Consider the following 15,339-nt stretch of genomic DNA (forward strand, 5'->3'; position numbering starts at 1 on the left):
TTTAACAACGAAGATGCAGTTCTTTAAAATAAACTCAGGTCGTACTGCTTCACCAGGTCTAAAATCATATGATAGCCCGCTGCAGAATTCCCATGCTGATCCAATGCCGGACTGAAAACACCAATTCCCATTTTTCCGGGAACACTTACGGTAATTCCGCCTCCAACACCGGATTTGCTCGGAAGACCTACGGTTCTGGCATATTCTCCGCTGAATTCGTACATGCCGGCAATAAGCATTTGGGATTGAATCAGTTTTGACATTTCTGCATTTTTATACTTGCTGTCTCCGTCAAAACGAACACATTCATTCGCAAAGAAATAGCCTATTTTAGCCAAATCTTCGGCAGTCAGTTCTATAGAGCACTGCTTGAAATAATTATCCAGCTGATCTTCATTTCCTGAAATCAGTCCGTTATTTTTCATCAGGTAAAACATCCCGCGGTTTCGATGTCCGGTAGATTTTTCGGATTCATAAACGGATATGTTATAATCCAACGTCTGATTTTTGGTGATATACCGTACCAGATCCAAAATTTTCAGAAATGGTTTTTCGCCATCGCCGGAAATTAATGAGGTAGTCAAAATGGCTCCCGCATTCATCATTGGATTCAATGGCTTGCCTGTGGTTTCTAGGTTGGAAAAATGATTGAAAGGCTGGTCGGTTCCGAAATAGCCCATTTTATCAAAGACATTGGCTTCGCCTTTTTCAGAGACAGCGATCATAAGGGCAATGATTTTCGAGATACTCTGCATGGTAAATTTCTTCTGTACATCTCCCACATTGAATATCTTTCCGTTTTTTTCCACTACTGAAAAAGCAATGGCTCTGGCATCCATCTTTCCCAGCTCAGGAATATAATCGGCGACTTTACCCTGTGTATAATAAGTTCTGTTTTTTTCCAGAATACTGCTTAATGTTTTCTCTGAAATGGTGGAAATATCTGCTGTTTTCTGAGCATACATCATTGTATTGAAGGAAAGGAAAGCTGCAATACAGATTCCTTTTGCAGAAACTAAAAAACTTTTGTTATTCATAAAGGCATTTTTCGGCTAACATCTTATCATCAACCCCGAAAAACAAAGATAAAGTATTTCATCCTTCACTAGCAAATGTCCTGAAAACATACAGGTTTAAGAATGATTCAACCAGATTAAGTATTTCTACTCACCCCCGTAATTGGTCATTTATACTCTAAAAAAAATGCGCTGTTCTTTGTTACTTTGAACTACCAATCAAGCGTTACTGATAAAGATTAATTTCTCAACTGATACGCTGAAATATACCATAAGTAAAAACTAACCAACCAAAATACAACCAACATGGAAACACCAAACGTAAGCGGAACCGCCAACTCATCCGGCCAGCTTCAATTGGGAAACGGAGCTCAATTCTGGGTTTATCTGTCCCCTCAGAACAACACGTCTAAAATGATTTCAACATGGCGCGTTACATTCTCACAGGGTAACTGGAGTGATTCTATTTCAAGTGAGGCTCCTACTAAACAAATTCAGACACCCAATCTTTCGGGAATCTTTGATATTAAAGTAGAATTATTAAGCGGTTCTACCGGTACATGGCGCCAGATCCCTCCTCAACAGGGAAACCATAACGAAATAGGCTGTAATTCCAACTGTGCCTCTATGGTAGGTATCGTTGCTGACAGTACCAACCCTCCTCCGGGTGCCATTAATGCACACTTCTGGACAACCTGGGATGCGATGTGCAAAGCACACTAAAAATATAAAAAAGTCTTAATCATAACCAGTCCATATCCTTCAATTGCCGGCCGTCTTTTTCTGCGAGTATACAGTACATGATATAAAATTCGTGTGTTTAAACCTTTCGAAAAACATGGCCGGTAATTGTTTTTCTGACTAAATATTCAATTTAAGAACGGGACTTTTAGGTTGAATGTTCGAAAGAATTACAATCCATTGATGTATTACTCTTTCATCCATTTCAATCGCTGTAAAAACTAATACGACAAAACCTATGAAAACAGAAAATTACGACGTCATCGTTATTGGTGGCGGAGCCATAGGCCTGGCTACAGCCTACCATCTTGGCAAACGAAAGGCTAAAACCTTAGTTCTGGAACAGTTCACTTTTGTGAACCAGCTTGGAAGTTCCGCGGGGGTGTCCCGACAATTCCGTATCCCTTACCCAGATGAATATATGGTGAAAATGGCTCTTGAAGCACAACCCTACTGGGACGAGCTGGAAAAGCAGACCAATACTTCACTGCTGGATAAAGTGGGTACGCTTTGGTTTGGAGATCCTGAAGTACATTCCACGGAAGGAAATATCGCTCTGGCTGAGCAGGCCTTGAAAGAACTGGGTGTTCCCTACACTACCTTAACCGCAAAAGAAATCGAAGAAAAATACCATTTTAAAAACTTACCGGACAATTACACCGGACTGTTTCAGCCGGATGGTGCGAGCATCAATTTTAAATTAACAATTGAAACGCTTTTAGGTCTTTGCAAACAGGAAGAAACCGTTCAGCTGGAAGAAAATTCGCCTGTTCTTGACATCAAACAGGTAGGTGATCTCTTTGAACTTACCACTCCTAACGGAATTTATATCGCTAAAAAACTGGCGATTATCCCGGGACCTTACATCAACAGTGTGATCAATTTACTGGATTTCAAAATAGAAGCTACGTACTGGAATATGTCTTCGGCTTATTTTAGAAAAACGGATCCGGATATACAGTATCCAACCTGGTTTGTATTCCAGAATGCCATAGAGGAAAATGGCAATCAGTTTTATGGTTTTCCTTCTGTAGAATGGGATCATCCGGAATACATCCGCGTCGCACCGGATTTTGTCATAACGCCCTTAGAAGAACCCAATGACCGAACATTAATTCCCAATCCTCAGGAGCTCGCTTATACTTCTGACTGGGTACAGCAGCATATGACAGGATTGGCTGCAGAGCCTGAATATACTTCCACCTGTCTTATTGCTTTGAGCAAAATACCCAATAAGGAACTGCTGATTGACTTCGCGCCAAAATATGTCCCGAATTATAAAAACATTGTGGTCTATGCCACAGGATGGGCCGCAAAATTCACTCCATTCCTCGGAAAAATCATGTCTGATCTTGCCGTGGACGGCCATACGGATTTTGACATCTCTCATTTCCAGTTAGGACGCAAATACTTTAAAGCCATTTAAAAACCATCAACCATGAATAAAAATACACCATTAAACACAGGAAAGCATCCTGATTTAAAAATAGAAGTAGCCATTATCGGTGCCGGAACTTCCGGTTTGTATACCGCTTACCGTTTAGTAACCGATAAGAAATTTAAAGCCAGCGAAGTACAGATTTTCGACATGAACAGTAAACTGGGCGGAAGACTGGAATCTGTGGTCATGCCGGGAATGAATTTCTGGGGAGAACTCGGAGGTATGCGCTACCTGACTTCTCAGGAAATCGTAACGACCTTAATTGAAGGCTATCCGCTTACTGAAGAAGATCCTGCTAAACGTATTCCTGTTCTGAAAGATAAAATGACCCCCGTTCCTTTCCCGATGGGCGATCCTACGAAACTATTAATGTACCTGAGGAAAGAGCGTTTCAAACAGGATGCGTGGGATGTGGCCCAGAAAGAAGGAAAAAAGCTTGCCACCCGCTATTATCTGAATGATGATGATTACGGCTTCAGCTCGGATCAATTGTTCAATAAGATTATTTACGATGTACTGATGGCAGATCCGTGGGTAGCTGAGAAATACGGCGACAGGATTATCAAAGGCGACAGCATCTATGATTATAGTTTTAAACTAACAAGTGAAGACTGGGATGATATCAAACCTAAGCTGGTTTATAATTTCCCTAATTCTCCTTATGACCGACGTAAGGTAAATGATCTGGGATTCTGGAACCTGATCAAGGACCAGATTTCACAGGAAGGCTATGAATTTGTGGCCAATGCAGGCGGATATTATTCAAACACGATCAACTGGAATTCTGCCGAGGCTTTTCCTTATATGGTAGGAGATTTTTCTGCCGGAACGATTTATAAAACCATTGAAGAAGGGTATGACAGCATTGCTTATGCCATAGCCAATTCTTATATGGAACATGAGGGCGCCTGCATCTGGTCTGAAAATAAGTTGCTTACTTTCACTAAAGAACATCCTTTAGCCCATACGCATCAATATCAGCTAACTTTTCTGAACCTGAAAACCAATACGAAATGGAATGTGTACGCCAATAAGCTGGTTCTTGCCATGCCGAGAAAATCTCTGGAGCTTCTGGATCAGAATAATTTCTTTTTCAATATTAACGAAAATTCAGTCCTCAATACCAATATCCGATCGGTGATTATGGAACCTGCTTTTAAAATATTAATGGGCTTTGAATATCCGTGGTGGAAAGAGAAACAACTGGACATCGATTCCGGCCATTCTATTACCGACCTGCCTATGAGACAATGTTATTATTTCGGGACTGATCCTGAAAACAATAACTCAATGCTGTTGGGAAGTTATGGCGACATGGAAACCGAGACTTTCTGGAAAGCATTATCCGATGACAAGTTACTTTTCAAGGTAAGGGCTACCAAGTCTGCATCCCTTAAAGAACTGCATCAGCTCGATGACGTTCAGGCGACCCAGATGATGGTGGATGAACTGATGAATCAGCTTCGCGAGCTGCACGGTCCTGATGTAACGATACCGGATCCTTATGTAACTTACTTTAAAGACTGGACTGACGAGCCTTTTGGGGCAGGATACCACGCCTGGAAAGCCGGATACTCCGTTGAAAACGTAATGCCGTACATGAGAAAACCGGTAGCTGATGAGTCTATTCACATTATCGGGGAAGCTTATTCTGATCAACAGGGATGGGTGGAAGGTGCTTTCTGCGAAGCCGAAAAAATGCTGCAGGAACATTTTGGAATGCATCGCCCGATCTGGCTAAGCCCGACTTATTATTTGGGATGGTAGGAACTATTGGGCTGGAAGAGGGAGGCTGGAAGTTAATATTGGGGTTGGGATTTCTTTTTCTGATCTTAATGACTTTTCTTTCAGGATTAAATTTCATTAGCCCATTAATACATTTATTATTCTGAATTTAGATAAATACAACCGTCCCATTTTTAGGAATGAGGCGGTTTTTCTCATTATCATTTTGTCATGAAATAACTAGTAAATAAGGTAGAAAAGCCCTATATTTGTATATAGCAATTAAATCTTTCTCAAAAAGGCTAATGAAACCAATTTCTAAAAATACAGATGCTTTACGTCAACAGATTATGAAATCTGCTGTGGCTTCTTTTAAAATAGAAGGAATTAAAATCTCAGCTGATACAGCTTCTAAAGCATTGAAAAAAATTGAAGCTAAGATGGCAAAATCTGCCCGCTAAGATCTATCATGGGCTCATAATTTTTTGCTGCAGAACTTTGAACTGCAATTATATATTGTTCAAATTCTTTTCCCTTTATCTTTTCAAATTCCAAAGGGTCAAAACCAGCTTTTCTAACCATCAGATTGGCAAGAATACGGGCTGTTCTTCCATTACCTTCTCTAAATGGATGTATAAAAAGTAATTCACCATGTACTATAGCAACATCTTGTATTAAAGTTTCTTTATCTTTATAATCGGATGGTAATTTTAGCAGGATCTCATCTTCAAACTGCTTCATTGATTCCTTAAGAAATCTCGCTGAAGAAAAAAGGAAACCTCCTTTTGAAATATTTACATTACGATATTTTCCTGCAAAAGTATATAAATGAGCCAATGCCAGCTTATGAATTTTCAATATATAATTCGTATTAAATTTGGTCCGTCTGTGGAGACTTTCTGTTAATATAATTTCTGCCTGTAAAAAGCCTTCAAATTCGGCAATAGCTATTTCCTCCAGGCTTTTTAAACCTAGTTTGTTAGATAGTATTTCGGATTCATCCCGTGGAACTTCATACTTCATAAATATAAATTTACTTAAGTTTACTTTATGATAAAAAATAAATTTGGTAATGATATTAGAATGATTTCCTTTAATATTCAAGATTCCTGATAAAGAGTCACCGGACCTACCAATCCCATAGACTGTAGCGGCTGGTCTTTCTTTTTCTGATTGGTCCAGTATTGAGCTACCACATTGTCTTTAAGGGTTTTCATATAATTGACCATCACTGTGACTACTTTGATCTCTATTTCATTAACCCCGTCTTTGACTAAACCGCTCACAGGATAAATTCTCCTTCCAAACCACTGTACCCCCGCTTCTTTTCCATTGATGCGCACTTCGCAAATTCCGTATACACCTCCCAGATTGATATAGCTTTCCGTATGTTTATTTTTTACCTGAAATGTATTCTTATAAATTACTGTTCCGGCGAAATGACTATAGGTAGGCAATTCTTTAAGATCTGTCAGCTTGTTGAGTTCTTCTTTTGTGACTGTCCCGTCATAATGTATAAATTCAACTTGCCACTGATCATCAATTTCTGTTACATTTCTTCCGGTCAGGGGAATTTCTTTCCAGGCTGTCCCTTTTTTATGGCCATCAAAGACAATCAATTTTGAATCGGCTGGGCCTAAATCGATATTGAGTCGTCCATCCGGAAGCTCCAGTTTGAAACGTTTCCCTGTTACCGCATCCCACAACCAGGCCTGCTTATTTTTGACCACACTTTTTTCAAAGGTGATATCCAACGGCGCACTGTGTTTACTGCTGGAATTGGTAAACATAAAAATCTCAGCATCCCGGGTTTCGTAGCGTACCTGTGTGATGAATGTTTTCGGTGTCTTGATCTTTATATAAGGTGTAATATTAAACTTTTCCTGAACGCCTTTATACCAGTTCAGAAAATCAGATGCAGGTTTATTCAGGAAAATAAAACGTTCCGGAAAAGTATGCATTTTGCTGATCCAGTTTTGTACTTCCCGGTCTCTTTCTTCGTAATGATTCCAGCCTGTAGACCGATCCGGAATAGCTTCAATACAGAATATCCTTCCCCCGCCACTGACAAATTCATACAGTTTTTCTGCTGTGGCCGTATCCAGACTATGCACCTCAATCAAAAATAAAGTGTGATACTTTCTTTTTCCATAGGTAAGAAAACCTTTCTTCACCTCTGAATCACTGATCACCTGTTCCGATACATAATCACAGGCATTGCCATTCTGATGGACAGATTCCCAGATCAAAGCCTGATAAGCGGGTGATACCACCGTTGGAAAAGGCTCATTCTGTGCTCCATACTGTGTCCATTGGTCTGCGAAAGGAGCTAAAAGAGCAATATCTGCGAACATCGTCGCCTGCTGCAATAAAGCGGAAAGTCTCGCCCGATAATGTGTATAATGTTTAAAATAAGGCCAGATTGTATTTTTCTCATTAAAATACCCGCCATAGGTGATCCAACCGGGAAAAGCAGCTTCCGGCGGAGAATAGTTAAATCCATGAAAAACGGGATGGGTTACTCCGGATATGGTACTCTGATCTCCAGCTATTTTGAAGATCTCCAGCTCTTCATTAAATAGCATGTCTGTATTCGTAAGTTCTTCAGAGCTGATGAGTTTTTTATCTTTTAAATGAGCGGCAGAAGAAACCAGTTTATTGATCATGGTATTTCCCCTTCCCAAATGCCAGGGATACTGTGTGAATTTTTCTTCACTGATATCTTCTCCAATTCCATATTTCAGCCACGTTTCACATTCAGGAATATCGATTTCAAAGCTTCCTTCCAGCGGAAAATAACCGCGTCCGTAAGCCTGTGCCCTTGATTTTATCTTATTGTCTTTACACCATTGCGCGAAGGTATGTACAAAACGTTCTCTGAATAGTTCCGCTTTCGTCAGTTCGAAATCATAGCGCATCCGGTCTATCATCTTTTTAAACTCCTGACCCATTTTTACACGATAAAGGATATTCACACCCGTGGTATTTCCCATACTTCCGATTTTAAACAGAACAAAAGGCAGATAGGGATACAGGTCATACCCTCTCCTCTTTTTGAACTCGCTCATCATATCATGGTTCCAATTCGTTCCTTCCGTTTCGAGACTGTCGATGAAGAAAGACCTTATATCTGGTGCCAATGGTCCTGTTTTTTGCTGAATGGTATTGCTCATTCTGTTGAGGTATTTCTTTACAGCCGCTGTATCATAGTGATTCAGTACAGGTCCCATTCCACCCGGAGCGCCCTGAATTACGCTCATAAACCGGTCTATTTTTACCAGTCCGTAAACAGCATAATCTCCTTTGGGTATAGATACCTTAATTATTCCGTTTTTAATCTGGTCTGAAAGATTGATGACCTCATCCAAACTGTTAAGAGGATCGGGAACAAGCTTTACTTCCAACATTTCCATTGTTCTTCCACTGTATGGATTGGTAATGGCAGGATCAGCTTCTTTGTAAAGATCAAATAGCGAGAATTCCGTTATAAGGGGACCTTTGAATTTTTTCACCGCCACAACCACAATCTGGGAGCACTCTTCTTTTTCCAGAAAATCTCCGCCCATAGGAAAGCCGGTCCCGACAAGCAAGTCGCAGGTCATTCCCAATGATTTAGCTTCTTCAAGAGTGAACTTCAACAGTTCAATCCACTCATCACTTAACCATTCTACACTCGGTTTTCCCGTATCTTCAGTACGCAAGGGAAAGGATATGGGATTGATCTCCACTCCGCCTATTCCTGCATCCTTTAAGATCCTGAGTTCCCGAGCGATTTCTGCTTTTCCTATTTTGTTTCCGTTCCACCACCAACGGACAAATGGCCGGTAATGGTTTTCGGGATTGCTGAAGATTTCAAACAGTGACTTATATTTCGGAAAATGATCCTCTCCCAGCATGGCATGGGCGTACGATGGCAGCACATTCACCAAAACCAGGCCGGACGCCGCAACGGAACACTGTTTCAAAAAGTCTCTTCTTTTCATGAATTGTCTATCAATTAAAATTATAATGCCTGTGAACTCTAGGGTTCAGGTTCCTGAATTCCGGGAACAAAATGATCGGGCAGACCAAATTTAATGGATTTGTTGACAATATGACAATTCTGATAAAAAAATCACATGAAAGAGATCAGGTGATTAAATTTTAATCATTTAATTTGAAAGTTTTGAATAGATAAAGAACTATTTAGACTGTCGTTCGATTTTACGGATCATCTCTTTGCCGTTCTTATTTTCGGGATTCAGTTCTACAGATTTTTGATACATTTTAAAGGCCTCTTCTTTTTTACCGGATTGGAGCAATGCTTCACCATAGCTGTCATAAACATTCCAGCTTTTTGGAAAAAGTAATGCGGCAGAGCTAAATGTCTGCAAAGAATTTTCACTTTTTTGGTTTCTGAGAAACTGATAACCCAATCTGTTAAAATCTCTCTCCGTTGCTTCATAGCCATTTGGGTTTTTCAGATATTCTTTAATCAGCAGATTGGCTTTCTCCTTATTTCCGTTTTCCAATAAATTCCCATAGATTCTGGAAAGATTCTGTGCAGGAATTGTATACGGTCGATGATCAATTAACTGTAAAACAGCATTCAATGTAGAAAAAACAGGACTATTTCCCGTATTGGATAAAAGGATCACTGACTGATTTTTATTGATATTATGCGCCAAAATACTGGTAAGTCCGTGGATAGATCCGTCGTGAAAAACTATTTTCCCTTTACTTTCATCAGTATACATAAACCAGCCTAAGCCATAACTTACTTCTTTTCCATCAATGGTATAGGTTACTTTCTTTCCGTCATTAAGAATCGTAGCCGTTAATGCTTCTTCTAATTCTTTCTTTCCCAGAATCTGATAGCTAAATAATGCTTTCTGATATTTTTCCAGATCTAAGGCGGTACTTACAAGACCTCCGTTTCCATAAAAATTGCTTTTTGCAGCGATGAGAAAAGGTTCTTTTGAGGCATTTACGTTCACAAGATCCATCGAATATAAATTAGGATAGGTATATAATTCTACCTGATTTATTGTTTTAATCTGCCGGTCATTCGGAACAAATGAATTTTTCATTTTTGCAGGGCTGAAAATATTTTTTTCCATATACATGGCATAGCTCATTCCTGATACTTTTTCAATGATCATGGCAGCGATACAAAAATTGACGTTATTATATTCCCATTTACTTCCGGGCACGAAGGTAAGCGGTGTTTTGAATCGGATCAAGGTTGGAATAATATCCTGATTGGAAATTATTTTTTCCGGCTGTTCCTTGATAATGATATCAAACAGATTGTAGTAGTCTGCCATACCCGAAGTATTATTAAGCAGGTTTTTAATGCTGATCGTAGGATAAGGAAAATCCGGAAGATATTTCTGAACGGAATCATCCATTTTAAGTTTCCCTTTTTCTTTAAGCTGAAGTATCGCTGTTGATGTAAATGTTTTGGTGACAGAAGCAATCGGAAACTGAGACTGGTCACTGAACTTTTCTTTCTTTTCAATATTGGAGAACCCATACTGATCATAGAAGATTTGCTTTCCTGGTTCGGAAACCACCACACTCCCATTGAACATATTATTTTTATAGAGGGTAGAAAAGAAAGTGTTTAATTGCTGTCCCGGAATACTCATGGTCAGGAAAACAGTCAGTAAGATGGCAAAAGTCTTGGTCATTGTTTTTATTCAGTTTTTGTCATTAAGGTTGTCCGGGAAATCAATAATTTTCATTGATCCTCAGCTCTGGTAATAAGACAATTCGGGAAAGAAGTTTATTACATTATGATAACTATAATAAGATTTGAACAGCTATTTTACTTTACTAGTTATTGGGACTTTAATACTCAGATGATCTCTTTTTAGAGTGACAGCATTCAGTTTTCCATTGATGAAATCAAATTTTAAAGGGTTCGGATAATCTATAATTTTAAACCATCCGTTTTTCAGATAAACCAATTCATTCTCATTTTTTCCTTTAAAATGATCCAATATGAGGGATTCTACATACAAACGGTTATTCTTTTCCACAATCTTAGTATCCATTCCCTGGCCGTAAAGGAAATCATCATAGGTTCCGATGAGTTTTGCTTTCAAATCTGAAGGTATTTCCTGAGTTTCTTCCTCAGATTCTTTACTGTTCCAGTCCATCAGTGTCAGGATCTTTTTTTGAGTCTGTCCCATTACAGGAAAACGGTTCGGTTTTTCGCCATTGGCTAAATAGACAAGACCATCCCCATCTTTCATTGTGGCTAAAACATTTCCACCCACTCCGGTATTGGAACCATTGCATGAAAACCAGTCATAACCGTTATACCCAAAAGACTTTTGCCAACCGTAGCTCCATCCGCCAACAGCATCTTTTAAAGCGGTCACTGCCGTTACTTTTTTGGCTACAGCATGGGAGATGACTTTGTTGTTTTTATTGCGAAGTGCATTCTGTATCTCTATGGAAAGTTTTGCTAAATCAGTTGGTGTAGACCACATTCCTGATGCTCCAACCTGTGGTGTGATGGGTAATCCCGTTTTAATCACTTTTCCATCTTTATCATGTACAGAAGCAACATTGGCTGGAAATCCTTTTTCATTAGGTTGAATCATGGTCGTATTTTTCATGTTAAGTGGTGAAAAAATATATTCTTTGGCTAATTCTGCAATGGGTCTGTTGAAAGTGTCTTCCAATGCCATCTGGATAATCACGTAACCACCTCCACTGTACGCAAAACTGGTTCCCGGCGTAAAGAGAAATTCAATTTCTTTATCATATCTAGGAATCTGTCCCAAAAGGCTTTGCTTGATGGTTGGAATGGTTTCTCCTTCATAATGGTCTTCAAATCCACCCTGACTGGTACCGGCCGTATGATTAAGGAACTGTCTCCAGGTCGGGCTGTTGTTTTCGGTAAATTTACTTTTAGGTCAATGCCAACGCTTTAAGTACTTGTCGATCGGATCATTTAAATTAATCAATCCTTTTTCCTCAAGAATATGACAGAGAAGCGATGTGATGGGTTTTGAAATAGAAGCTGTAGAAAAAGCTGTGTTTTCATCTATCTTTTCATTAGAATTCGCAGATTTCAAACCCCATTGGTTTGAATATACAATCTTATAGTTTTCAAAAACCACAAGGCTGAATCCTGGGAGTTTATACTTTTCTAATTGCTGCTCTATTTTTAAGCTGTCGGTAAGAAAGCTGTAATCTTCTTTTTTCGACAAAACTTGATGGCTGGTCTGGCAGCTCGAAAGGATAAACAGAGAAATTAGTAAATAAAGAGTAGTTTTCATTGTATCGTTTTTTTGATGTTAAACATTGATTTCGATACAAATTTGGGAAAGAAACCGGCCCTGTGCGACCGAGTAAAAAAAGTCGGTCGCATTTAACCAAAAGAATGCGTACGATTAATGTATTCGGACGTACGACTTTTTATAAATCACTACTTAACAACTGCTTACGGTACAAAGTAGGGGTAAGATCCGTATATTTTTTAAAGGCTGTATTGAAAGAAGATTTTGAATTAAAACCCACTTCATAAAGGATTTCAAGAACTGTTACCTTCTTTTTTGCAGGATCTTTTAAAATCTCTTTTGCCTCTTCTATGCGGTACGTATTGATAAAGTCAAAAAAATGCTGCCCCAGTTGATGATTGATTAAAAGGGACAGGTCTCGGACAGGAATCTGAGTGCTGTCTGAAACATTCTGAATGGTTAAAGAAGGATCAAGAAAAGGCTTTTCTTCAACCATATATTTCTTTAATTTGATCAACTCTTCATTCAGTTCACTTTCACTGACAGTCTGAGCTTCATTATTTTTTTCTTCTGAAATAATATCGGAAACAAGCCTTAATTTTGAATTAATATTTCTGAATAAACCGGGATGATTTAATGCCTTAAATAAATACCAGCAGATGATAAACAGCTGGAATACAAGAATTCCAATTTTGATCCATTCGGAGATATAAGGATAATCTGAAAATTTAAAAATGTTCTTTATAATGACAATCAGGTATAAAGCCGTCAATACAGATGTAAACTGAAACAGCCAGTTGTAGGAATTGACATTGACTCCTGCATAATTTTCGCGATACAGCTTTTTTGCTTTCCTCAGCAGGACAAAAACAGCCACAAAATACGCTACGAACTGAATATGGAAAAGAATATGGGTAACCTGCAGCTCAATCCTGCTTTGGCGGTTGATAATAAAATCCATTTTTGAAGTGGCATCCACCATATAAAAACGGGGCAGCAAGATCATATTCACTACTAAAAATGGCAGCAGATGCAGTAGATGCTTCGGTTTAAGCCGGAAATCTGAATAACAAACCGATAAGACATAAAGGTAAAATGCCGGAATCTGTAAGAAAGCCAGCGTATTTCTCAACATACCCAGATTGGAAGGGCCATCCGTTACTAAACTCACTAAAGGCTCACTGATATCCATTATGTTCACCATCAGAAAAGCCGCAAAAAGAGAGTTGCTCAACCTGTATTCTGTTCTGACCGTCAACAAAAAAAATGCAAGAAATAATGAAATAAACAGGGAGATTCCTGTCACAATAATTAATACATTGATCTTATCCATTTTTTGTTTCTGTTTGTTTGTAAATTATTTTCAAAGAAAAATAGTTTTTCAGCTTATGATGAAGTTCCTGCAACTGTCACAGCAACTAAATATTCAAAAGTGAACGGTACAAATATAGATATTAGGCAGGATTTGTTTGCGTATTTCTCATTAAAAAACCTCGCTGAATGTGAATACTACTAATGAGTGTAGTGCATCATCTGCCTCCCGGGAATGTTTTTATTGATGAGTATCAAAATTTGAGGACCGGACGAAAAATGTCTTTAAAAGCTGTATGAAAATTCATTTTAACACAAAGTTTTAAAGCAATATATTTTAGTTTCAACGTAAGTAAAGAATAGTTTAATAATCGCAAGGTTAAACAAAGTTTCTTTGAAATGAAACAATTTTAATAAGATAGACAAGGGCATTTCATTAAAAAAAGTAAAACAATGAAACACTGTAAAAATCTCAAAAAATCAGAGGTTCTAATTTTCAGTAAAAATCCTGTATTTCGGAAATAAGTGAAACGCCTTTGTTTATCTTACTGTAGAGAAATTAACATCAAGTCTTCGTTTTTCTTTGCGTGAAAAAAAACATTTTCTCCTTCGACTTAAGAATCCGATCCATTTTTCAAACCGAAGGAAAAATATAAAAGAGTGACCAAAGCCACTCTTATTTTTTATAAATACTGATCAATACAGCGTTAATCTTTTTTAAAAACAATCCTATTAATTGACACCAGGACCAATAAGTTCTGTAGTAAGATATAGAGATTTTAAAAGGTTCTTGCGGTCAAACATTAAGATGGTGTAGTGTTTTCCTTTTTTAAAGGTCATTTTTGAGCCACCCGGAAGTTCCGTGTACTCGCCGAGTTTTTCTGTTGTAGCACCATATTTACTGAATTTGGCTGTACTCTGCTGAAGAGTAGTTTTGTTCAATGCAAGTTGATACGGAAGGCCTTCAATAACCACTCCTTTATCATCTACGATATCAAAAGACATTTCGTTAATCGTTTTGTTATTTCCAAGGCTGGCATAAAGCTCCAGTCCTGATTTTGTCATCCATTTGGCGTATTTTTCCTCATTGGCGTCTTCATAGAAAACAGTTTTCACATTTAACGCTTTTGCCATCTTGTCCGGTGTCTGCGGAAAAATAAATTCAGTGTTTTTGTCCAGTAAGGAATTCAATCCGGCATTTTGCTGCGAGAATGCAGTTAAGCTTACTAGCTGAAATACGATGGTTAGGACTAATGTTAATGGTTTCATCTGCATAATTACTGTTTTTAATATTTATAATTTGGTGGTCAAAGATATTAAAATTAGCTCATTCAGGAACAGGAAAATTTAGCGTAAAACTCTTAAAAGCTGAAAATAATCGCACAAATAATCAGATTGATTCAGGATTTTCAATTGTTTTGGTTTTCCCGGCAGGCGCACTCGTGATGCTCGTTGATATATTGTATTGATTCCATGCACATTTCTTTCAGTATGGAGGTATCGATATCGGACAGTTTTTTCACATAGATACAGGCTTTGGCCATTTTGAATTTACCCAGACTGGCGAGTAAGGTTTTACTCTTTTCCGTATCAGAATAAACGTAGAGTGAAAACGCAGCTTTCCTCGGCGAAAATCCAAGAATAGGAGCATCACCTTCGCGTCCGCTGGCGTATTTGTAGTGGTAGTTTCCGAATCCTATAATTGAAGGTCCCCACATTTTGGGTTCAAAGCCGGACCATTCCTGCATCAGTTCTATAAGGCTGAAACTGTCAGCTTTCTTTTGTTCGCTGTCAGCATAGGAGTTGATGAAATCTGTCACATCAGCTCCGGTATAGTTCGTTTTGGTCTTTGCCATAGCGTTGATTTTTG

At 38.5% G+C, this 15,339-nt stretch carries 11 protein-coding genes and 1 pseudogene; 4 read left to right on the forward strand and 8 right to left on the reverse strand.

The genetic code is table 11. The features are described from left to right. Positions 1–23: 23 nt before the first annotated feature. A complete protein-coding gene (gene glsA, locus LC419_RS01910; protein ID WP_223605756.1) occupies positions 24–1,037 on the reverse strand; it encodes a glutaminase A in 1,014 nt (337 codons plus the stop codon). Between the two features lie 285 nt (positions 1,038–1,322). Here glsA and LC419_RS01915 point away from each other — a divergent pair, with 285 nt between their 5' ends. The 4 genes from LC419_RS01915 (at position 1,323) to LC419_RS01930 (ending at position 5,384) form a co-directional block, all read left to right on the forward strand. Then, positions 1,323–1,739: a hypothetical protein gene (locus LC419_RS01915; RefSeq protein WP_223605757.1), complete on the forward strand. Its 417-nt coding sequence runs from the start codon at positions 1,323–1,325 to the stop codon at positions 1,737–1,739. 256 nt (positions 1,740–1,995) lie between these two features. Beyond that, complete coding sequence (locus tag LC419_RS01920) at positions 1,996–3,183, forward strand: FAD-dependent oxidoreductase (RefSeq protein ID WP_223605758.1); 1,188 nt, start codon at positions 1,996–1,998, stop codon at positions 3,181–3,183. A gap of 12 nt (positions 3,184–3,195) precedes the next feature. Continuing rightward, a complete protein-coding gene (locus LC419_RS01925) occupies positions 3,196–4,965 on the forward strand; it encodes an FAD-dependent oxidoreductase (protein WP_223605759.1) in 1,770 nt (589 codons plus the stop codon). Positions 4,966–5,228: 263 nt separating this feature from the next. Continuing rightward, a complete protein-coding gene (locus LC419_RS01930; protein ID WP_223605760.1) occupies positions 5,229–5,384 on the forward strand; it encodes a hypothetical protein in 156 nt (51 codons plus the stop codon). On the opposite strand, the gene LC419_RS01935 is transcribed toward LC419_RS01930, so the two are convergent. From LC419_RS01935 to LC419_RS01965, 7 genes and pseudogenes are all read right to left on the reverse strand, one after another. Next, entirely contained in the window at positions 5,359–5,946 is a 588-nt protein-coding gene (locus LC419_RS01935; protein ID WP_223605761.1) for a Fic family protein, read from the reverse strand. The two genes, LC419_RS01930 and LC419_RS01935, sit on opposite strands and share 26 nt — an antisense overlap. 77 nt (positions 5,947–6,023) lie before the next feature. Then, positions 6,024–8,906 carry a glycosyl hydrolase gene (locus tag LC419_RS01940; RefSeq protein WP_223605762.1) on the reverse strand — a complete coding sequence of 961 codons (2,883 nt, stop codon included), beginning with the start codon at positions 8,904–8,906 and terminating at the stop codon, positions 6,024–6,026. A 198-nt stretch (positions 8,907–9,104) separates the two neighbouring features. After that, complete coding sequence (locus LC419_RS01945; RefSeq protein WP_223605763.1) at positions 9,105–10,595, reverse strand: class A beta-lactamase-related serine hydrolase; 1,491 nt, start codon at positions 10,593–10,595, stop codon at positions 9,105–9,107. A 132-nt stretch (positions 10,596–10,727) separates the two neighbouring features. Beyond that, positions 10,728–12,197, reverse strand: a pseudogene (locus LC419_RS01950) (serine hydrolase domain-containing protein). Positions 12,198–12,336: 139 nt separating this feature from the next. Then, entirely contained in the window at positions 12,337–13,491 is a 1,155-nt protein-coding gene (locus LC419_RS01955; RefSeq protein ID WP_223605764.1) for an AraC family transcriptional regulator, read from the reverse strand. Between the two features lie 710 nt (positions 13,492–14,201). Next, a complete protein-coding gene (locus tag LC419_RS01960; RefSeq protein WP_223605765.1) occupies positions 14,202–14,738 on the reverse strand; it encodes a hypothetical protein in 537 nt (178 codons plus the stop codon). A gap of 140 nt (positions 14,739–14,878) precedes the next feature. Beyond that, positions 14,879–15,325, reverse strand: a complete 447-nt coding sequence (locus LC419_RS01965) for a DUF1801 domain-containing protein (protein WP_223605766.1) — start codon at positions 15,323–15,325, stop codon at positions 14,879–14,881. Positions 15,326–15,339 lie beyond the last annotated feature (14 nt).

Origin of the sequence: Chryseobacterium sp. OSA05B, assembly GCF_019970065.1 — a bacterium.
In the GTDB taxonomy this organism is placed as follows: Bacteria; Bacteroidota; Bacteroidia; order Flavobacteriales; family Weeksellaceae; genus Chryseobacterium.